Source organism: Dactylosporangium sp. CA-139066, assembly GCF_050936175.1.
GTDB lineage: Bacteria > Actinomycetota > Actinomycetes > Mycobacteriales > Micromonosporaceae > Dactylosporangium.
The window spans coordinates 5,176,645-5,194,135 of record NZ_JBNJNH010000001.1 but is presented as its reverse complement, the minus strand read 5'-3'; the positions used below and the strand labels follow the sequence as shown (position 1 = coordinate 5,194,135).

At 73.5% G+C, this 17,491-nt stretch carries 21 protein-coding genes; 6 read left to right on the top strand and 15 right to left on the bottom strand.

Annotated features, from left to right (window positions below; all coding sequences use genetic code 11):
• Positions 1-28 precede the first annotated feature (28 nt).
• Entirely contained in the window at positions 29-733 is a 705-nt protein-coding gene (locus ACQEVU_RS23855) for a hypothetical protein (RefSeq protein ID WP_433327085.1), read from the bottom strand.
• Between the two features lie 121 nt (positions 734-854).
• Between ACQEVU_RS23855 and ACQEVU_RS23850 the strand changes: the two genes are divergently transcribed.
• On the top strand, positions 855-1,307 hold the full coding sequence (locus ACQEVU_RS23850) for a hypothetical protein (RefSeq protein ID WP_433327083.1): 453 nt from the start codon (positions 855-857) through the stop codon (positions 1,305-1,307).
• Positions 1,308-1,333: 26 nt separating this feature from the next.
• Here ACQEVU_RS23850 and gltX read toward each other — a convergent pair whose 3' ends face one another.
• A complete protein-coding gene (gltX, locus tag ACQEVU_RS23845; RefSeq protein WP_433327081.1) occupies positions 1,334-2,788 on the bottom strand; it encodes a glutamate--tRNA ligase in 1,455 nt (484 codons plus the stop codon).
• 157 nt (positions 2,789-2,945) lie between these two features.
• Between gltX and ACQEVU_RS23840 the strand changes: the two genes are divergently transcribed.
• On the top strand, positions 2,946-3,215 hold the full coding sequence (locus tag ACQEVU_RS23840; RefSeq protein ID WP_433327079.1) for a hypothetical protein: 270 nt from the start codon (positions 2,946-2,948) through the stop codon (positions 3,213-3,215).
• Between the two features lie 257 nt (positions 3,216-3,472).
• Here the strand turns inward: ACQEVU_RS23840 and ACQEVU_RS23835 are convergent, their stop codons facing one another.
• Together ACQEVU_RS23835 and ACQEVU_RS23830 are read right to left on the bottom strand one after the other, a co-directional pair.
• Positions 3,473-4,687 (bottom strand): RNA polymerase sigma factor, encoded by a 1,215-nt coding sequence (locus ACQEVU_RS23835; RefSeq protein WP_433327077.1) that lies wholly within the window; start codon positions 4,685-4,687, stop codon positions 3,473-3,475.
• Positions 4,675-5,046 (bottom strand): YciI family protein, encoded by a 372-nt coding sequence (locus ACQEVU_RS23830; RefSeq protein ID WP_433327075.1) that lies wholly within the window; start codon positions 5,044-5,046, stop codon positions 4,675-4,677. The genes ACQEVU_RS23835 and ACQEVU_RS23830 overlap by 13 nt, the downstream gene beginning before the upstream one ends.
• A gap of 88 nt (positions 5,047-5,134) precedes the next feature.
• Between ACQEVU_RS23830 and ACQEVU_RS23825 the strand changes: the two genes are divergently transcribed.
• A complete protein-coding gene (locus ACQEVU_RS23825; protein WP_433327073.1) occupies positions 5,135-5,563 on the top strand; it encodes a YybH family protein in 429 nt (142 codons plus the stop codon).
• Between the two features lie 61 nt (positions 5,564-5,624).
• Here ACQEVU_RS23825 and ACQEVU_RS23820 read toward each other — a convergent pair whose 3' ends face one another.
• Genes ACQEVU_RS23820 through ACQEVU_RS23810 form a run of 3 tightly spaced genes read right to left on the bottom strand, consistent with a single transcriptional unit; the run spans position 5,625 to position 7,593 of the window.
• Positions 5,625-6,029, bottom strand: a complete 405-nt coding sequence (locus ACQEVU_RS23820; RefSeq protein WP_433327071.1) for a DUF3224 domain-containing protein — start codon at positions 6,027-6,029, stop codon at positions 5,625-5,627.
• A gap of 10 nt (positions 6,030-6,039) precedes the next feature.
• Positions 6,040-7,245, bottom strand: coding sequence for a cysteine desulfurase-like protein (locus ACQEVU_RS23815; protein ID WP_433327069.1), 1,206 nt, complete (start codon positions 7,243-7,245; stop codon positions 6,040-6,042).
• 9 nt (positions 7,246-7,254) lie between these two features.
• Positions 7,255-7,593, bottom strand: coding sequence for a hypothetical protein (locus tag ACQEVU_RS23810; RefSeq protein ID WP_433327067.1), 339 nt, complete (start codon positions 7,591-7,593; stop codon positions 7,255-7,257).
• A 24-nt stretch (positions 7,594-7,617) separates the two neighbouring features.
• Here ACQEVU_RS23810 and ACQEVU_RS23805 point away from each other — a divergent pair, with 24 nt between their 5' ends.
• Positions 7,618-8,115: a GPP34 family phosphoprotein gene (locus tag ACQEVU_RS23805; RefSeq protein ID WP_433327065.1), complete on the top strand. Its 498-nt coding sequence runs from the start codon at positions 7,618-7,620 to the stop codon at positions 8,113-8,115.
• Here the strand turns inward: ACQEVU_RS23805 and ACQEVU_RS23800 are convergent.
• Both ACQEVU_RS23800 and ACQEVU_RS23795 read right to left on the bottom strand, forming a co-directional pair.
• Positions 8,112-9,362, bottom strand: a complete 1,251-nt coding sequence (locus ACQEVU_RS23800; protein WP_433327063.1) for an MFS transporter — start codon at positions 9,360-9,362, stop codon at positions 8,112-8,114. The genes ACQEVU_RS23805 and ACQEVU_RS23800 overlap by 4 nt on opposite strands.
• Positions 9,363-9,762: 400 nt before the next feature.
• Positions 9,763-11,046: an ISL3 family transposase gene (locus tag ACQEVU_RS23795; protein WP_433327061.1), complete on the bottom strand. Its 1,284-nt coding sequence runs from the start codon at positions 11,044-11,046 to the stop codon at positions 9,763-9,765.
• Between the two features lie 171 nt (positions 11,047-11,217).
• Here ACQEVU_RS23795 and ACQEVU_RS23790 point away from each other — a divergent pair, with 171 nt between their 5' ends.
• A complete protein-coding gene (locus tag ACQEVU_RS23790) occupies positions 11,218-11,943 on the top strand; it encodes a VOC family protein (RefSeq protein WP_433327059.1) in 726 nt (241 codons plus the stop codon).
• A gap of 677 nt (positions 11,944-12,620) precedes the next feature.
• Here ACQEVU_RS23790 and ACQEVU_RS23785 read toward each other — a convergent pair.
• Complete coding sequence (locus tag ACQEVU_RS23785) at positions 12,621-12,896, bottom strand: DUF6959 family protein (RefSeq protein ID WP_433327057.1); 276 nt, start codon at positions 12,894-12,896, stop codon at positions 12,621-12,623.
• 40 nt (positions 12,897-12,936) lie between these two features.
• On the opposite strand from ACQEVU_RS23785, the gene ACQEVU_RS23780 reads away from it, so the two are divergent.
• Positions 12,937-13,749, top strand: a complete 813-nt coding sequence (locus ACQEVU_RS23780) for a class I SAM-dependent methyltransferase (RefSeq protein ID WP_433335036.1) — start codon at positions 12,937-12,939, stop codon at positions 13,747-13,749.
• On the opposite strand, the gene ACQEVU_RS23775 is transcribed toward ACQEVU_RS23780, so the two are convergent.
• The 5 genes from ACQEVU_RS23775 to ureE are packed head-to-tail and all read right to left on the bottom strand — an operon-like array spanning position 13,712 to position 17,477.
• Positions 13,712-14,707 carry an urea transporter gene (locus tag ACQEVU_RS23775; RefSeq protein ID WP_433327055.1) on the bottom strand — a complete coding sequence of 332 codons (996 nt, stop codon included), beginning with the start codon at positions 14,705-14,707 and terminating at the stop codon, positions 13,712-13,714. The two genes, ACQEVU_RS23780 and ACQEVU_RS23775, sit on opposite strands and share 38 nt — an antisense overlap.
• A 2-nt stretch (positions 14,708-14,709) precedes the next feature.
• Entirely contained in the window at positions 14,710-15,606 is an 897-nt protein-coding gene (locus ACQEVU_RS23770; RefSeq protein ID WP_433327053.1) for an urease accessory protein UreD, read from the bottom strand.
• Entirely contained in the window at positions 15,603-16,232 is a 630-nt protein-coding gene (ureG, locus tag ACQEVU_RS23765; RefSeq protein WP_433327051.1) for an urease accessory protein UreG, read from the bottom strand. The genes ACQEVU_RS23770 and ureG overlap by 4 nt, the downstream gene beginning before the upstream one ends.
• A 13-nt stretch (positions 16,233-16,245) precedes the next feature.
• On the bottom strand, positions 16,246-16,935 hold the full coding sequence (locus tag ACQEVU_RS23760; RefSeq protein WP_433327049.1) for an urease accessory protein UreF: 690 nt from the start codon (positions 16,933-16,935) through the stop codon (positions 16,246-16,248).
• Positions 16,932-17,477 (bottom strand): urease accessory protein UreE, encoded by a 546-nt coding sequence (ureE, locus tag ACQEVU_RS23755; protein WP_433327047.1) that lies wholly within the window; start codon positions 17,475-17,477, stop codon positions 16,932-16,934. Before ureE ends, ACQEVU_RS23760 begins: the two co-directional genes overlap by 4 nt.
• Between the last annotated feature and the right edge of the window lie 14 nt (positions 17,478-17,491).

The window sequence follows — 17,491 nt, the reverse complement described above, 5'->3', positions numbered from 1 at the left end:
CGATAAAGCCCCGTCGCCGCGATGCGGTTTACGGCACTGTCGGCGGCTCGGGGGCCGCCGCCTGTGGCAGGTGCGCCGACGGATCGGGGCAGATCATGTAAGGCCCGTGCGGGAAGTACCCGAACGGCGCCGGGGGCGGCGTGACCCGCGGCACGAAGTACCGGTGCGCGGGCGGCAGCGCGAGCAGCAGCACGACGGCCCCGGAGAGCGCGACGACGAGCAGCAGCCCGCCGATCCCCGACGCCATGGCAACGGCGGCGAACGTGTCCGTCCGGCTGTAGAGCGCGTCGAGGAACCCCTGGTCCCCGTCGGGCCCGTCGACGAAGCCGTTGTCGTCGAACGCGAACGCGATCAGCGCGAGCGGGAACCCGCCGCCGCAGACCTGCGAGAGCCCCATCAGCACGAGCCCGCCGCCGGCGACGAACACGAGAATGCGCGCGACGTTGGACCCCCGCCACAGCGGCCGCAGCGTCGCGGCGTACCAGACGGCGAGGATGAGCGCCGGGATCCCCACCAGCAGCGCCGACGCGACGTTTCCGGTCCGCTCGCTGCTGACGGTGTCGGCCTCATCCGGGTACCGCGCCGCAACCTCGGTGATGACGTCGTTGTAGTGCACCGCGTACGCGGCGACGAGCCCGGCCAGCCCGAGCAGCAGCACAATGGCTGCGAGCTGCAGCCAGAGGGCGACCCGCACCTGCACGGGACGGTCCGGACGCACAGCTTCGACGGTCATGGCCCCAGAGGGTACGGGACAATCACGCATCCGGGGGGTCGCAGTTTCGCGGGAACCTTCCGGCCGGGTGGCGGGTCGTTGTGGTGTGAGGCTCATGCGGTACCGAGGAATCGTCCTCGTCATGGCGACCACCCTGGTGGCGGCCTGCACCGGGACCACCGACCACGCCGGCGCGCCCTCGGCTCAGCCCCGGGCGGCCCGCAGCGGGTGCGGTTCGCCCATCGACGGCGGGCCGCTGCCGGAGTGGGCCCGCGACGGCTTCTCTGGCGACACGAGCATGCCGCACGTCATGGGCGACGGCGCCGCGATCGTCGCGGCGCTCTTCGGCGATCCGTTGACGGCCAACCGCACCGACGGGAAGGCCAACAAGATCCTGTGGGTGGCGAAGGACGGGTCCGCCGGGCCGGGCGACCTCGTGATCGACGCCACGCTCGACGGGCCGGGCGAGACGGCCCGGCGCACCGTCCCGGGCGGGCCCGGGCCGTCGATCGTCGACCTGCCGCGGGCCGGGTGCTGGCGGCTGCGCCTCACCTGGCCCGGGCATGCCGACACGATGGATCTCACGTACGGCTGACGCCGCCGGCGCCGTGCTGGGGCGGGTCAGCCCTCGATCGCCGCCGAGGCCTGGCGCAGGCGCTGCACCGTCCGCTGGGCGCCGAGCGCGGCCATCGTGTCGTCCAGCGGCGGGGAGACCGGCTTGCCGACGAGCGCGAGCCGGGCCGTCATGAACGAGCGGCGCCGGTTCAGGCCGAGCTCGGCGACGACGCGGTCGAGCGTGGCCGTGATCTGCGCCTGCTCGAACGGGTCGAGCTGCTCCAGGTTCTTCGCGAACGCCTCGAGGGCCGTGCGCGCGTCGGCGGCGGGCAGGCCGTGCTTGGCCAGGTCGGCCGGCTGGATCTCGACCGTCTCGGCGGCGAGCCAGTCCAGCTGCTCGGCCAGCTCGGAGAGCTTCTTCGTCCGCTCGCGCAGGGGCACGACCAGGCCACGGATGTCCTCGCCGGTGAGGCCGCCCGGCAGGAACGGCTCGGCCGCCCGCAGGAACGCGTCGTCGTCGAGGGCCCGCAGGTAGTGGCCGTTGAGCCAGTTCAGCTTGTCGATGTCGAAGACCGGGCCGACCGGGTTGACGCGGGCGAAGTCGAAGCTCTCCACGACCTCGTCGAAGGTGAAGATCTCCTTGCCGTCGGGCATGGAGTAGCCCATCAGGGCCAGGAAGTTGACCAGCGCCTCGGGCAGGTAGCCCTCCTCCTGGAACCACTTGAGGCGGGCCGCCGGGTTCTTCCGCTTGCTGATCTTCGAGCGGTCGGCGTTGCGCAGCAGCGGCATGTGCGCATACTGCGGCTCCGCCCAGCCCAGCCAGCGGTACAGCAGCAGGTGCTTCGCGGTGGAGCTGATCCACTCCTCGCCGCGGATGACGTGCGTGACGCCCATCGCGTTGTCGTCCACGACGACCGCCAGGTGGTACGTCGGGAAGCCGTCCGCCTTCAGGATGACCTGGTCGTCGGGCTGCGGCGGGGTGATTTCCCCGCGGATGAGGTCGCTGAAGGTGATCCGCGCGTCGTCGGGCACGAGCATGCGCAGCACCGGTACCTCGGTGAAGCCGGGCAGCTCGGCGCGCTCCTCGCGGGTCTTGCCGTAGCACAGCCGGTCGTACCCGGTGGGGATCTTCAGCTTCTGCTGCCGCTCGCGCATCTGGGTGAGCCGCTCCGACGAGCACCAGCACTCGTAGGCGTGCCCCTCGGCGAGAAGCCGCTCGGCGACCTCGCGGTAGATCGGCAGCCGCTCGGACTGCCGGTAGGGCGCGGCGGGCCCGCCGACGTCCGGCCCCTGGTCCCAGCTGAACCCGAGCCACCGCAGCGTGTCGAAGACCTGCTGCTCGCTACCCTCGACGTAGCGCGTGCGGTCGGTGTCCTCCACCCGCAGAATGAACTCGCCGCCGTTCCTGCGCGCGAACGCGAGGTTGAACAGGGCGGCATACGCGGTGCCGACGTGCGGATCGCCGGTGGGCGACGGCGCGATGCGGGTGCGTACGGGTGCCTCGGTTCCAGGAGTGCTCACCACCGTGACGATACGACACGCGCCGTGACCGCCGGGCGCCGGGTTGCCGCGCGCCGCGCAGTTATCCACAGGCTCGAACCGGCTCTTGCCGCCCCTGCCACGACGCGAAAGGCTGAGTCCCGCGTCGCACAATTCGCACTTCACGGGGGTGGAGATCATGGGTGTGACCGCACCTCGCCGTCGCCTGGTTCAGGTTCTCACGACGGCGGCAGCGGTGGCGGTGCCGGCACTGGCCCTCGCCGGGTTACGGCGCCGGCACGGCCGCGGCATACGCGTCGTGTTCGGCGCCGTGGCGCGCGTCGACCTCTATCGCGGCGCGGCGGGCGGACACGTTGACCGCGCCGCGCCGGCTCCGCCTCGGCGCCCGGTCATGGCGGCGGTCGCGCCCGAGCCGCGTTCGGCCATCCGGGGCTCGCCGCCGGACTGACCACAGACCACCGCGAGAGCCGCCGGGCCCGGAGCGACCCCGCAGACACCGGGCCCGGCAGCCCTACGCCGGCTTTGACCGAGGTCGGCGCACGGCCACGCCGCGACGAAAGGAGGAGGTGACCCGGGCCAATGTCCGGCGTGGCCAGGGCCGCCCATCCGGGGCTGGCTGCTTCCGCTTGCCGGCCTTGCGCAGAGCGTCAAGGAACTCGACCGGCGATGGTGCGGATGCATCGGCCGATCCCAGGTGGAAAGGGTTCATAGGAGCCGCGCGGCGCGCGACTCCAGATAGCGCTGCTCGGGACGGCTGAGCGTGAGCCGAGCCGCCAGCCGGTATTGCTCCTGTGCCCCGTCCCGGTCGTCGGCCAGCTCCAGCAGATGGGCCCGGACCGCCGCGGTCCGGTGGTGCCGGGACAGCACCGGGTCGTCGGCGATCTGGTCCAGGGCGGCGAGCCCGGCCTCCGGGCCGTCGACCATGGCGCGTGCCACGATCCGGTTCAGCGTGACCATCGGGCTCGGGGCGAGTGCGTGCAGCATCCCGTACAGGGCGAGGATCTGCGGCCAGTCGGTGTCCTCGGCGCGGGCTGCCTCGTCGTGCACCGCCGCGATCGCGGCCTGCAGCTGGTACGGGCCGATCGGGGCCCGCGCCAGCGTGTGGGTGATGATCGCGACGCCTTCGGCGATCGCGGCCGCGTCCCAGCGGCGCCGGTCCTGCTCGGCGAGCGGGACCAGGGTGCCGTCCGGGCCGGTCCGCGAGGGCCGGCGCGCGTCAGTGAGCAGCATCAACGCTAGCAGGCCGGCCACCTCGCCGTCGTCCGGCAGGCGCCGGTGCAGCTGCCGGGTCAGCCGGATCGCCTCCCGGGTCAGCTCCACCCGGTTCAACGCGTCGCCGGAGCTGGCCGTGTAGCCCTCGTTGAAGATCAGATAGAGCACCTGGCGGACCGCGGTGAGACGCTCGCCCAGCTCGCCCAGCGCGCCCGGCGCGGGCATCTCGAACCGGGTGCCGGTGTCGCGGATGCGCTGCTTGGCGCGGGTGATCCGCTGGCCGACGGTGGCCTCCGGGAGCAGCAGCGCCCGGGCGATCTCCGCGGTGGTGAGGCCGCCGACCGCGCGCAGGGTGAGCGTGACCTGCGCCGGCACGCTCAGCGCGGGATGGCAGCACAGCAGCAGCAACGCCAGCTCGTCGTCGCCGCGGACCTGCGGCGCGGGCTCCTGGCGGACCGCTTCCTCGCGGCGCCGGCGGGCCGTCTCGTTGCGCAGCAGCTCCACCCGCCGGCGGCTCGCCACGGTGATCAGCCAGTTCGACGGGTGCTCCGGGACGCCGGTCTCCGGCCACTGCCGGGCGGCCGCGATCAGCGCCTCCTGCACCGCGTCCTCGCAGGCCTCGAAGTCGCCGTAGCGGCGCACCACGGCGGCCAGGACCTGCGGCGCGCACTCGCGCAGCAGGTCCGGCAGCCCGGTCACAGCTCCCATGTGCTCATATCGAGGATCGGGCGCACCTCGACCCGGGTGTACGCGGCGTCCGGCGCCTTCGCGGCCCAGGCGACCGCCTCGTCGCGATCCGCGACGTCGATCAGGTAGAAGCCGGCCAGGTGCTCCTTGACCTCGGCGTACGGGCCGTCGGAGGTGATCGTCCGGCCGTCGCGCACCGAGACCTGGGTGGCCAGGGCCGGGTCGCCCAGCCCCTCGCTGACCACCAGCACGCCGGCCTCGCGCATCTCCTCGGTCAGCCGCAGGTGGCCGAGGCCGAAGTCGGTGCGCTGCTGATCGGTCAGCGTCTCCCAGACGGCCAGCGACTGCGGGTTCGACTGGATCAGGATCACGTACTTCATGGCTGCTCTCCTTCGCTCTTGCCCGGGATGTCGAAACCGGCCGGCTCGGCTTCGACATCCCGGGCAAGAGAGAAAGGTAGGACCTGTCATGGACGAGATCCGGGAAGCCATCGAGGGCAAGGCCGCGCTGCTGCAGCAGGGTGACGCCAAGGCCATCATGTCGTACTACGCGCCCAGCTTCGTCGAGTACACCCTCGCCCCGCCGCTGCGCCAGGCGGGCGACGGCCGGGACCCGGGCCCGCTGGAGGCCTGGATGGCCACCTTCGAGGCGCCGCCGCGGCGCGAGGTCACCCGGTTGGAGATCACCACGGACGGCGACGTGGCGTTCGCGACCAGCCTCGACTGCCTGACCGCCGTGCCTCGCGGCTCGACCGAGAGCTTCAGCCTGTGGTTCCGGGTGACGCTGGGGCTGCGCCGCATCGACGGGCGCTGGCTGGTGACGCACGAGCACGAGTCGGTGCCGTTCGAGATGGACGGCTCGTTCCGCGCCTCGGTCGGGCTGACCCCCACCGACTGAGCTGAGGTGCTCAGGGGCGCTGGGCCCGCCGCCGATGTCCCTCGGCGGCGGGCCTCAGCCTTCAGAGCTCGTAGTCGAACCAGACGCGGTGGGTGCCGTCCTCGTCGACGGTCAGGCCGCCCGCGCCGCGGATGCCGGCCAGGTCGCCGGTGCCGCTGGACGGCACGATGAGGAAGTACTCGCCGGTGCGGTCGGCGCCGGACGTGGTGGCCGAGTGCACGAAGTTGAACGCGCCGGCGCGGCCGTCGACGGTGCCCTCGAAGGACTCCATCGCAAGGTAGGTCCCGGCGCCGGAGGCCGGGTCGTACGCGGCCGTGAACAGGGTGGCCGAGCGGCCGGCGATCTCGCCGTCGTACACCTTCTCCATGAGCGACAGACCCACCGGCAGCGCCGTGGTGATCGCCGGGTCGGGTACGACCTCCGTCGGCACGAAGCTTTTCACGCTGAAGGTCCCGTTAGCTCGCATGAGCCGCAGCCTACGCGTCGAGCCAGGCGGCGATGCCCTCCAGCGCGCGGGTGATGTCGTCGTCGTCGCTGTACGGCGCCAGGCCCAGCCGCAGCCCGTGCTCGTCGTCGACGGCGAGGCGGCGGAAGGGCTCGTAGGCGTAGAAGGACCCGGCCGGCGCCAGGACGTCGCGGCCGGCGAGGAACTGGAACGCGTCCCACGCCTTGCGGCCGGGGAACGTCAGCAGCAGCGTGGGCGTGCGGGACGCGGCCCGGGAGTGGAGCGTCACGGCGTCGCCGAGGGCGGCCAGGCCGTCCTCGAGGCGCTGCAGCAGCCGCGACTCGTGCTCCTCGATCGCCGCGTACGAGGCGGCGAGGCGGGCCCGGCGGTCGCCGCCACCGGGGGCGATCCCCGCCAGGAAGTCGACCGCCGCCGTCGCGCCGGCCATCACCTCGTACGGCAGGGTGCCGAGCTCGAAGCGCTCCGGCACCTCGTCGGTGGCGGGCAGGAGCTTGTCGAAGTCGAGGGAGTCGAGCAGCGCCGGGGCCGCGGCCAGCACCCCGCAGTGGGGTCCCAGCAGCTTGTACGGCGAGCAGACGAACAGGTCGGCACCGAGCTCGGCCACGTCGACGAACACGTGGGCGGCGTAGTGCACGCCGTCGACGTACACGAGGGCACCGGCCGCATGGGCGGCATCGGCGATCGCGCGCACCGGCGGGCGCGTGCCGATGAGGTTGGAGGCGCCGGTGACGGCCACGAGCCGGGTGCGCGGGGTGATCGCGGCGGCGACGCTGTCCGCGGGGACCTCGGACGTGGCCGGGTCGAAGTCGATCCAGCGCACGGTCGCACCGGCGGCCGCGGCGGCCTGGACCCACGGGCGCACGTTGCAGTCGTGGTCGAGGCGGCTCACCACGACCTCGTCGCCGGGCCGCCAGGTCTTGGCGATCGTGCGCGACAGGTCGTAGGTGAGCTGGGTGGCGCTGCGGCCGTAGACGATGCCGCCGGGCGGCGCGCCGAGGAAGTCGGCGTACGCGAGGCGGAACTGCTCGACGGCCCGCTCGGCCCGCAGCTGCGAGTCGGCGGTCAGCCCCCGGTTGGACAGCGGGCCGGTGAGCGTGTCGGCGACCGCCGCGCCGACCTCGCGCGGGGTCTGGGTGCCGCCGGGCCCGTCGAAGTACGCGGTCGGGCCCTGCAGGGCCGGGAAGTGCTGACGAAGCTCGACGACGTCGTACGGCATGGCGAAATCCTAACGGCGGTTCAGGGCGTGCGCGACGCTCAACCGGCGGGCGCGCACAGCCAGCTCGACCAGCGAGGCCAGGATGATCAGCGCGCTCCAGCTCTTCATCGCCTCGTCGGTCGGGGCGGCGGTGAAGATCGGGCCGGAGCCGATGCCCCAGGTCAGCACCGCGCAGACGGCGAGGCTGCGCCGCCTCGTCGGCCAGCAGGGCCCGCAGCTCGAGCGCCACGTCGGGGCGCTGCGCGCGGGGCAGGAGGCCGACCACGTCGGCGTGCTCTCCTCGATCGGCAGCCCCCGCTCGACGAGGGACTGCCGCAGGTCGTAGCCGTAGCGCGGCTCGCGCAGCACACCGGGCGTTGTACGGTGGCCGGCATGGCGGGGCCGACGCTGCCCGAGGAGCTGCTGCTGGCCGGGCACCCGGCGGACCGGCCGTTCGGCGGGCACGGCGGGGTGCTGGCCATCCGCGTGGCCGGCGCGGCGCTCGGCGAGCTCGTGCTGACCGACCGCCTCGAATCAGCCGAGCCGACCGGCCACCCGCTGCTCGACGCGATGCGCGCCGACCGCTCCGGCAGCGACGCCGAGTGGGTGCACCGGTGGGCGGCGCGCGCCTACGCCCACACCCGCGACGCGCTGGTGGCGCAGGGGGCGCTGCGGCCCGAGCGGCGCCGGCGGCTGTGGCTGCGCACCGACGTGACCCGGCTCCCCGAGGGCGACCCGGGCCGGGCCGCCCTGATCGAGCGGCTGCGCGAGCCGGAGGGCCGCCGCGACCGCCTGCTCGCCGCCCTCCTGCACGCCCTGCGCGGCACCGGCGCGCCGGACGACTGGATCATCGAAACGGTCCGGCGGGCGACGCGGATCAGCGTGGACTAGGGCTTGGCCCAGGAGCGGCCGTTCTGCCAGTACTCGTGGATCTCGTCCAGCGTGCGGCCGCGGGTCTCCGGGGCGCGGCGGAACAGGTAGAACCACGACCCGGCCGACACGGCCAGGAGCGCGGCGAACGTCCGGGCGCCGCCGAGCGTGCTCAGCGCGCCGAGGAAGAACTGCGCGAGGACGAAGTTCGCGGCGAGGTTGGGCAGCAGCAGAGCGGTGGCACCCGCGCCGCGGAGGCGGTCGGTGTACCCCTCGGAGGCGTAGATCCACAGCAGTGAGCCCAGGCCGGCGTTGAAGCCGACGGTGAACGCCAGCAGGCCGGCCAGTCCGAGCGCCGTCCCGCCCCGCTCGGCGGCGAACGCGGCGACCAGCAGGGCGTGGCCGGCCGCCATCACCGCCGTACCGCCGAGCAGCGTCGCGCGGCGGCCCAGCCGGTCGACCGCCGAGGCCGAGGCCAGGGCGGCCAGCAGCCCGCAGACCTGCACGATGGCGGGCAGGATGAGCAGGGCGAACGAGCCGCGGAAGCCCATGCCCTCGAAGATGCGCGGCGCGAAGTTGCCGACCGCGCTCACGCCGGTCAGCTGCACGAGCGCGCCGAGGATGACGACGAAGGTGGTCACCGGGCGGTACCGCGGACCGAACAGCTCGGCGAGCACCCCGGGCCCCGGTTCGCGCCGGGCGCCGGCGACGGTGTCGGGCGCCCTGAGCAGCAGTGCGGCGCAGACGGCGGCGGCCGGGGCGGTGACGGCGAGCATGACGCGCCACAGGCCGGCCGGTGACAGCGCGTAGGCGACCACGAACGCGCCGACGACCCCGCCGACGGTGGCCACCTGGTACAGCACGGCGAGGCGCCCGCGCACCGCCGGCGGCGCGGCCTCGGCGACGTAGACGGGCACGACGACGGTCATGACGCCGACCGCGACGCCGATGAGCAGCCGGGTGCCGTCGATCCACCAGAGGTTTGCGACCAGGGGCGAGACGGCGCCGAGCCCGGCGATCACCAGCGACATGGCCAGCAGCGTGGCCCGTCGCCCGGCACGGGTGACGACGCGGTTGGCGACGAGGACGCCGAAGAGCATGCCCAGCACCGGTACCGCGAACAGGGTCCCCTGCTCGCCGACGCTCAGGCCGAGCTGGGGGCTGAGGAACAGCTGCGCGCCGGCCATGGCGGCGCCGAAGTACCCGTAGTTGAGGCCGGTGGCGACGGCGATGGCGGCGGTGCGGCCCGCCGAGGGCGGGCTCGACATGATCGGAACGGTACCCGAACGATCGCCGCCGTCTTCGGTCAGAGCTCTCGCACGGCCAGGGCCCGGCGCAGGTCGGGGAGCCGATCTCGGGCCGGTCCCGCAGCGCCGCGTCGACGACTTCGGCCAGGGGCCGCGGCACGTCGGGGTTGCGCCGCTGGATCGGCACCCGCCTGGGTCTGCAGCACCACCTGCCAGGCTCCCCGCCGACGTCGGCTCCACAGTGGACGCGCCGCGGTACCACCTTCGCGCGATCCTGCCTGGTGGCCACGACGCGCAGCACCGTGTCGCCCAGCCGGATCTCGTCGCCCCCTGCTCGGGCGTCTGCCCCGAATCGCGCCGCCCGGTCGCAATCCTGCCGGTTTTTGTGGCTCTCCTGACGTGTCCGTGGGTTGGTTGATGATCATCTTCTGGGTAGTGCGGGGCGGTGACCGCCGAGGGTGAGCATGGCCAGTGCGATGAGGGCTTCGGCGGAGTGGAACCCGAACGCGGTGCGGGTGATGAGCCGGATTTTGGTGTTCATCGACTCGATCAGGGCGTTGGACAAGCGGTGCTGGATCGAGGCGAGGATCGCCGGGCGGTTGCGCACGATCTTGCGGGCCAGTTCGACGAACTGGGGCAGGCGGCAGCGGCGGGCCCAGCTCAGCCAGCGGTCCAGGGCCTCGACGGCCTCGACCGGGCTGCGCCGGGCGATGACGAACACGGTCCGGAGGCCTTCTTTCAACGCCCAGGCCCGGTGCAGCGCAGGGTCGGTCTTCGCGATCCAGGCCAGCTGTTCACGCTGCCGGGCGGTCAGGTCGGCCGGGTTCTTCCACAACGCCCACCGAGCGTGTTTGAGGGTCTTGACCGGGCCGGTCGGACGGTGGTTGCGGTGATTGGCGCGGGTCGTGCCACGCGCCGCGCCGCGGGCAGCGTTCCAGGACGCCCGCCGCTGCTCGTCCAGAGCGGCGGTGGCCCAGGCGACCACATGGAACGGGTCAGCCGCCCGGACCGCATCCGGGCAGTACTCGGCCAGCACCGGAGTGATCCATCCCGCAGCGTCGGAGGAGACGTGGGTGAGCCGAGCGCACCGGGCCGGTCCCAGGTGCTGGAAGAACGCGGTCAGGGCCGCCTTGTCCGCCCCTTTGCCGGCCCACACCAGCCGGCCGGTGTCGTGGTCGACCACGACCAGCAGGTATTTGTGGCCTTTGCGATAGGAGACCTCATCAACGCCGATACGACGCAGCCCGTCGAGCAGATCGACACGGCCGGCCGTGTCGGCCCATACCCGGGCGATGATCGCGCCCACACTGCGCCACGCGATGCGCATCAGCGTGGTCACCGCCGCCTTCGAACACACCGTGGCCAGCCACGCCACCGTCTCGTCGAAGCCGCAGGTGTGACCGGCGCCGTGCCGCGCCCACGGCACCGCCGCAACCACGACACCATGGACCGGGCAGCGCACCCGCGGCGCGTCGGCCTCCACGAACGCCAGGACCGCCCCCAGATCCAGAGCCCGCCACCGCCGACGTCCCACACCCTGGTCATAGCCCGGACACCGCCGTCGGCAGACCCCGCACCGCCGTCGCTGCCCCCGCCCCGGCCGCACCGACGCGACGATCACACCCTCCTGCTCGTCGAACTCGACACGCTCAACGACCGTGTCCTCGACGCCCAGCAACCGAGCCCATACCCTGGCACCACGCACGCCGTTCTCCCGCCACCAAGATTCTGACCTTCGACAAGCCAGAACCTAGGCAGGGCAACGGCGTGCACCCATTCAGCCACGCCGACCCACCCACAGGTCGGTCAGGAGAGCCGTTTTTGTCGTACCCCGGGGCTAATGTGCGAGGTGTTGGAACACGAGGGGAGCTTGGTCATGATCGGGAAGCTCGATTCGATTGTGCTCGACGCCGCCGACTTCCGCGGCCTCGCCGCCTTCTACGGCGAGCTCGCCGGCTGGACCGAGCTGCCGGAGGACGCCGACGACGACTGGGTCGCGCTGCGCACGCCGGACGGCTGGACGGTCGCGTTCCAGCACGCCCCCGACCACACCCCGCCGACGTGGCCCGGCCAGGAGCACCCGCAGCAGGCCCACCTGGACCTGCGCGTGCCGGACCTGGACGAGTGGACGAAGCGCGCCGAGTCCCTGGGCGCCACGGTCCTGGCCCGCAACGAGCACTGGCACACCCTGTCCGACCCGTCCGGCCACCCGTTCGACCTGTGCCTCAAGCCCGACAACCCCGGCATCTCCCTGATGGCCGTGATGCTGGACTGCCCCGACGCCGCCGCCCTGGCCGCCTTCTACGCCCAACTGCTCGGCAAGCCCGTCACCTACGAGGCCGACGGCATGGCGATGATCGGCGAGGACGGCGCCCAGCCCCTCATGTTCCAGCAGGTGGCCGACTACAACGCCCCGCGCTGGCCCGACCCGGCGTATCCGCAGCAGTTCCACCTCGACGTCCTGGTCGACGACCTGGACGCGGGCGAGTCGGCGGTGGTCGCGCTGGGCGCCACGCGGGTCCCGAGCTCGGGCACGACGTTCCGCGTCTTCACCGATCCGGCGGACAAGCCCTTCTGCCTCTGCCTCAACCCAACGGCCTGAGCCTTTCCCACTCCAGCCAAGCCACCGCGACCGCCGCGGTCGGTACGCGGTCGCGGGTGCCGGTGACGGCGTGGTGACGCGCTCGGCTCGTCGCGGTCGTCGCGGATGGTGCGAGGTCCCGGGGTGCCGGTGACGGCGTGGTGGCGCGCAGGGCCGTCGCGGGCGGCCAGCAACGCTCGGCCCGCCGCAGCCGTCGCGGGCGCCGCAGCCGTCGCGGGCGCCGCGGGCGGCCAGCAACGCTCGGCCCGCCGCGGTCGTCGCCGTCGCCGCGGCCGCCGCGGCCGCCGCGGGCGGCCGGGAACGTTCGGCCTGTCGCGGCCGCCGCCGCGAGGATGGTGCGAGGTTCCAGGCGCCGGTGACAGCGTGGTGACGCGCTCGGCCGTCGCGGGCGGGCGGTAACCCCAGCCCGTCACGGTCGGCCCTTCACACGCGGCCCGTCACCCCGGCCCGTCGCGGTCGGCCGCGTCGCGGTCGGCCCGTCACGCCCGACCGATCGCGGTGGGCCCGGCGCGGTCGCCTGGTCACACCCGGTCGGTCACGCCTCCCGTCACGGTAGACCCATCGCGGTTCGGCCCGTCACGCCAGCCCGTCGCGGTCGGCCCGCGACGGTCGGGGACCCACCGGATGGCGATCGCCTGCCGCGCGGTGATGGCGTGGGACGGCGGCCGGCGAAGAGGTCAGGGCGCGGGGCGGGCGTACGGGAGGCTGATGCCGTTCGCGGCCAGCGTCTCCTCGTAGAAGTCGAGCATGGAGCGGATTTCGGCCAACGTGTAGTCGAGGTCCTCGACGGTCGTGCCGGCGGTGCGGAGGTGGGCCGTGGCCAGGAGGAGGGCGTGGTACGTGGCGGCGAAGGTGTCGCCCTGGACGTGCAGGCCGGGGAAAGCCCGGCCCGAAAGCTGCGTCACCGCGATGTTGCCGCTCCTGGCCAGCACGCGGGCGTGTTCCTCGGGCATGACGACGATTGTGGCATCGAGGATACTCGCGGACGTGACCATGGTGACGGCGTTCGATCGGCATGAGCGGGAGCACTGGGCGGGGCGGGCCGCGGACTACGAGCGGAGCTTCGCCGGGCTTTGTGGCTATCCGATCGAGAAGCTGCTGGACGCCGCTGGGGTCGGGGCGGGCATGCGGGTGCTCGACGTGGGGACCGGGACCGGCAACGTTGCGGCGGGGGCGCGGCGGCGGGGGGCGCTCGTCGTGGGGGTGGACGCCGAGCCGAGCATGGTCGAGGCGGCGCGGCGGAAGGTGCCGGGCGCCGACGTGCGGCTCGGGGTGCTGCCGGAGCTGCCGTTCGGGGACGGGGAGTTCGACGTGGCCGTAAGCAACTTCGTGGTCAATCATGTCGGGGATCCGCGGGCGGCGGTGCGGGAGATGCGGCGGGTCGTCGCGGGCGGTGGGCGGGTCGCGGTGTCGGTCTGGCCGCAGCCGCGGCCGGCGTTGCAGCGACTGTGGGACGACGTGTTCGCCGCGGCGGGGGGCGAGGCCAAGGTCGCGATGCCGATGGTGGAGCAGGACCGGAACTTCGCGCGCACGGGGGAAGGGGTCGCGGCACTGCTGAACAGCGCCGGGCTCGAGGATGTCGAGTGCGTGGAGCTGCGGTGGGAGCACCGGGTCGATCCGGAGGACTGGTGGGCCGGGCCGGCCGGCGGGCTCGGGGCGCTCGGGATGCTCATGCAGGGGCAGCCGGACGACGTCCGCGCGCGGATCCGCGCCGAGTACGAGCGGGCGGTCGCAAGACATCTCGACGGGGACGGGCGGCTGGCGATGGCTACGGCGGCGTTGATCGGGGCGGGGCGTCGCCCATGAGGCGGTCGTCCAGGTGGGTGTGGGTGACCTGCGGATGCGGCTCGCGCTTCGGGATGAGCACCAGCCACGTGGTCAGGACGAACGGGGCCGTCAGCGTGGGGACGCCGGCCGGGAGCAGGACCGTGTCGAGCGCGGCCTGGACGACCACCGCGAACGCCGCGGCCAGCAGTGCGTAGACCGCCGTGCGGAGCCTGGTGGCGTAGAACGTCACGCCGATGGCGATGGCGGTCAGGACGGCGCTGAAGCCGAACAGGCCCTCGTCGATCGACGTTGCGTCGGCGCCGAGCCAGATGGCGGCCAGCGTGGCCACCACCGAGCCGGCCAGGGCGAACGCGGCCGCCCACAGCGAGGACACCGCCAGGCCGAGCACGATCAGCAGGCCGCTGATCCAGTTGTCCAGCAGCATCACCTGGGCCACGCCGCGCAGGACGGCGCGGGTGGTGGACCACGGTGTGAAGTCGAAGGCGGCGCGGGCGGCGGTGATCGGGTGGGGCAGCGTTGCGGGGCCGAGGGCGATGGGGCCGATTCGGTGGAACTGGTACGCGGCCATGAGCAGCAGCATCGAGGTGACCACGAACGGGGAGGTCAGCGGGGGTACGTCCCACTCCTTCAGGACCTTGCCCAGGGCCAGGGCGGTCACCGTCGTGGCCGCGGAGCCGAAGATCAGGTAGATCCACAGGTGGGAGCCGTGGCCCAGGAACGTCGGCAGCGCCAGGCCGGTCAGGAGGGCGTTGAAGCCGTAGAGGCCGTCGTGGATCGGGGCGCGCAGGGCGACGGCGGTGGCGGTACCGATGACGAGGCCCAGGACGCCGCCGGCCACGACGGTCGGATCGTGGGCGGCGACGGCCGCCCAGGCGATGGCGATCAGGAACAGCAGGCCGGTCAGCGGGCTGTTCTGCAGGAACACCTGGCCGGCGCCGCGCAGCAGGGCGTCGCCGAACGACGTCAGCGTGCGCACGGCTACCGCCAGGCGAAGGGGGGCGGGGCCGGGCGGTCGATCACGGCGCGGCGGGTGGCGTCCCAGCAGGCGCGGATCAGGGCGCGGGCCGGTGCGGTCTCGTGGGAGAGCACCTTGTACGCCAGGCCGGCCTCGTTGGGCAGGCGGGTCGCGCCCGCCGACCAGCCCGACGGGTCCGTGCCCTGCGGGAGCCCGGCCAGCACCCGCTCGGCCACCGGCGGGGGCGTCAGCACCAGCGCCGTGGCGAAGACCGGGTAGCCGCCGAGGCGGGCGGGGGCGGACGGGTCGCGGCGGGCGGGTTCGATGCGGTACCGCTCGGCGAACACCTCCGTGCCGTCGGGGCGGGCGACGCGCGAGGACAGCGACAGCAGCTCGTAGCCGAAGCGCTCGCCGGGGTGGTGGTAGCGGCGGCCGGGGAGCACGATCTCCGTGACCAGGGCGGTGGCCGAGGACGGCAGCACGACGTCGGTGTGGGTGGCGAAGCGGCTGGTGCGGTACGGGATGATCGGCTCCGGCAGGTACTCCAGATAGGCGCCGTCGGCCAGGACGAAGCGGTTCGCCTGGGTGGCGTGGTTGGCGTCCATCTGCTGCACGCGGGTCGCCGACTGGGTGGTGACGTAGGCGTGGGCGTGCTCGTCCAGGCGGGCGTCGATCTCGTAGCGGTCGCCCTGGACGACGCCGCCGGCCGTGTCGACCACGACGATGCAGGCGCAGCCGGGGGCGGCCTCGTCGTAGTGGAGGGCCTGCTGCACGACGAGCGGGGCCTGGCGGTACAGCTCGACGAGCTCCGTGCGCCCGCCGCGGCGGGCCAGGCGCAGCCGCAGGACGCCGTGCTTGCCGACGCTGCCGGCGGGCCGTTGCGCCGGCTCGTCGTCGTAACCGTGCAGCACCGCCGTCACGCGCGGGCGACCAGGTCGAACAGGGCGCCGTCGGTGATCCGGGTGACGAGCTCGTCGATGCCGTGGCCGGTCTTGCAGTTGGTGAACACGACCGGGCGGCCGGCGCGCTGGGCCTCGGCGTCGGAGGCCATGACGCCGAGGTCGGCGTCGACGTACGGGGCCAGGTCGACCTTGTTGATGACCAGGATGTCGGAGCGGGCGATGCCGGGGCCGTTCTTGCGCGGGATCTTGTCGCCGGCGGCGACGTCGATGACGTACACGAAGAAGTCCACCAGCGCGGGGCTGAACGTCAGGGTCAGGTTGTCGCCGCCGCTCTCGATGAGCACGACGTCGGTGTCCGGGAAGCGGGCCTCCATGTCCTCGACGGCGGCGAGGTTCATCGACGGGTCCTCGCGCACCGCCGTGTGCGGGCAGGCGCCGGTCTCCACGCCGATGATGCGCTCCTCGTGCAGCACACCGCGCAGCGCCCGGCGCACGTGCTGGGCGTCCTCGGTGGTGACCACGTCGTTGGTGACGACGAGCACGTGCAGGCCGAGGGCGGCCAGGCGGGGCACGACCGCCTCGATGACCGCGGTCTTGCCGCTGCCGACCGGCCCGCCGACGCCGATCCGGCTGATCTTCTTCACCACAGGCTCCTCGCTAGGACATGAAGAGGCGTACGTGGGCGCGGGTGTGCGCGGCCGACAGGACGCCGAGCTGCGGAGTGAATGCCGACATGTCCGACAGGTCCGTGTCGGCGGCGGATGCGTAGTCGGCCGCGACGCCGTCGGCGAGCGCGCCGAGGATGCGCTGGGTCTGGCGGTGGTCGATCCGCATCAGGCGCAGCGCCGCGCCGGTGATCATGACGGCGAGGCCGTGCTGGTGTACCGCGAACGCCGCCTCCTCGCCCACCCCGAGCGCCGCGCAGACGACGCCCAGGCCGGCCGGGTAGGTGCCGGGGGTCTGCCCCGCGTCGACGGCCGAACGCCAGCGGGCCACCGCCGGCGAGTCCGTGATGGACGTGGCGACCTCGGCCAGCTTGTGGCCCATCCGCACGCACTGGGTGCGCAGCTCCTCGTCGGTCTTGCGCGCGAGCAGGGCCGCGTCGGCCCGCCGGGCGCCGTCCTCGTCGCCGGCCGCGGCGGCGCGGTGGGCGGCCAGCAGCGCCACCCCGTCGGCGCTGGCCGCCTCGCCGGTGACCGCGGCGACGAACGCGGCGAGGGACTCCGGGTCGGCGACGGCGCCCTCCTCGACGGCCGCCTCGAGGGCGTTGGAGAACGCGAACGCCCCGACCGGCAGCGCCGAGTCGCCGAGGTGGACCGCCCGGACGAGCTGCGCGACGTCGCTCACAGCGGCACCGGGTGCTCGTGGGTCACGGCCGCGCCCCCGAACAGGCGGCGGGTCTCGTGCGGGGCGAGGTACGGGATGACCTCCTCGGCGGCGGCGAAGCGGTGGCTGAGTCCGGTGAACGCGTGCGTGCGCATCACCGAGTCCATCACCCGCCGGTCGAGGGTGACCGGCACGAGGACCCGGTCGCCCTGGATCACCGCCGGCCAGTGCTGGTTGCCCAGCGCGTGGCCGAGCTCGACCGCGCAGCGCAGCGCCGCGCCGGGATCCGCCGGGTCGATCTCAGGCAGGTCGACGATCATCACCTCGCCCAGGTCGAGGCGCGCCACGATGAGCTTGGCGCCGCCGGCGTCCGACCACAGCACGTCGCCGTCGGCCAGCCGGGTGCCACGATCCAGGGACAGTTCCACCGGTACGCCGGCCTCGGTGCTCTTGCGGAGCCGGTTCTTCTGCGCCTCCCACTGGTCGAGCCGCAGCACGTCGACGGAGGCGGCGCGGCTCCAGGGCTCGTCGGCGACGTTGCCGCGAACGGTTTCGATCAACACGCGGGGCGCTCCCG

Coding starts and splice junctions, on each gene's coding strand:
- ACQEVU_RS23855 (WP_433327085.1), bottom strand. CDS start 733: ATGACCGTCGAAGCTGTGCGTCCGGACCGTCCCGTGCAGGTGCGGGTC.
- ACQEVU_RS23850 (WP_433327083.1), top strand. CDS start 855: ATGGCGACCACCCTGGTGGCGGCCTGCACCGGGACCACCGACCACGCC.
- ACQEVU_RS23840 (WP_433327079.1), top strand. CDS start 2,946: ATGGGTGTGACCGCACCTCGCCGTCGCCTGGTTCAGGTTCTCACGACG.
- ACQEVU_RS23835 (WP_433327077.1), bottom strand. CDS start 4,687: ATGGGAGCTGTGACCGGGCTGCCGGACCTGCTGCGCGAGTGCGCGCCG.
- ACQEVU_RS23830 (WP_433327075.1), bottom strand. CDS start 5,046: ATGAAGTACGTGATCCTGATCCAGTCGAACCCGCAGTCGCTGGCCGTC.
- ACQEVU_RS23825 (WP_433327073.1), top strand. CDS start 5,135: ATGGACGAGATCCGGGAAGCCATCGAGGGCAAGGCCGCGCTGCTGCAG.
- ACQEVU_RS23820 (WP_433327071.1), bottom strand. CDS start 6,029: ATGCGAGCTAACGGGACCTTCAGCGTGAAAAGCTTCGTGCCGACGGAG.
- ACQEVU_RS23815 (WP_433327069.1), bottom strand. CDS start 7,245: ATGCCGTACGACGTCGTCGAGCTTCGTCAGCACTTCCCGGCCCTGCAG.
- ACQEVU_RS23805 (WP_433327065.1), top strand. CDS start 7,618: ATGGCGGGGCCGACGCTGCCCGAGGAGCTGCTGCTGGCCGGGCACCCG.
- ACQEVU_RS23800 (WP_433327063.1), bottom strand. CDS start 9,362: ATGTCGAGCCCGCCCTCGGCGGGCCGCACCGCCGCCATCGCCGTCGCC.
- ACQEVU_RS23790 (WP_433327059.1), top strand. CDS start 11,218: ATGATCGGGAAGCTCGATTCGATTGTGCTCGACGCCGCCGACTTCCGC.
- ACQEVU_RS23785 (WP_433327057.1), bottom strand. CDS start 12,896: ATGCCCGAGGAACACGCCCGCGTGCTGGCCAGGAGCGGCAACATCGCG.
- ACQEVU_RS23780 (WP_433335036.1), top strand. CDS start 12,937: ATGGTGACGGCGTTCGATCGGCATGAGCGGGAGCACTGGGCGGGGCGG.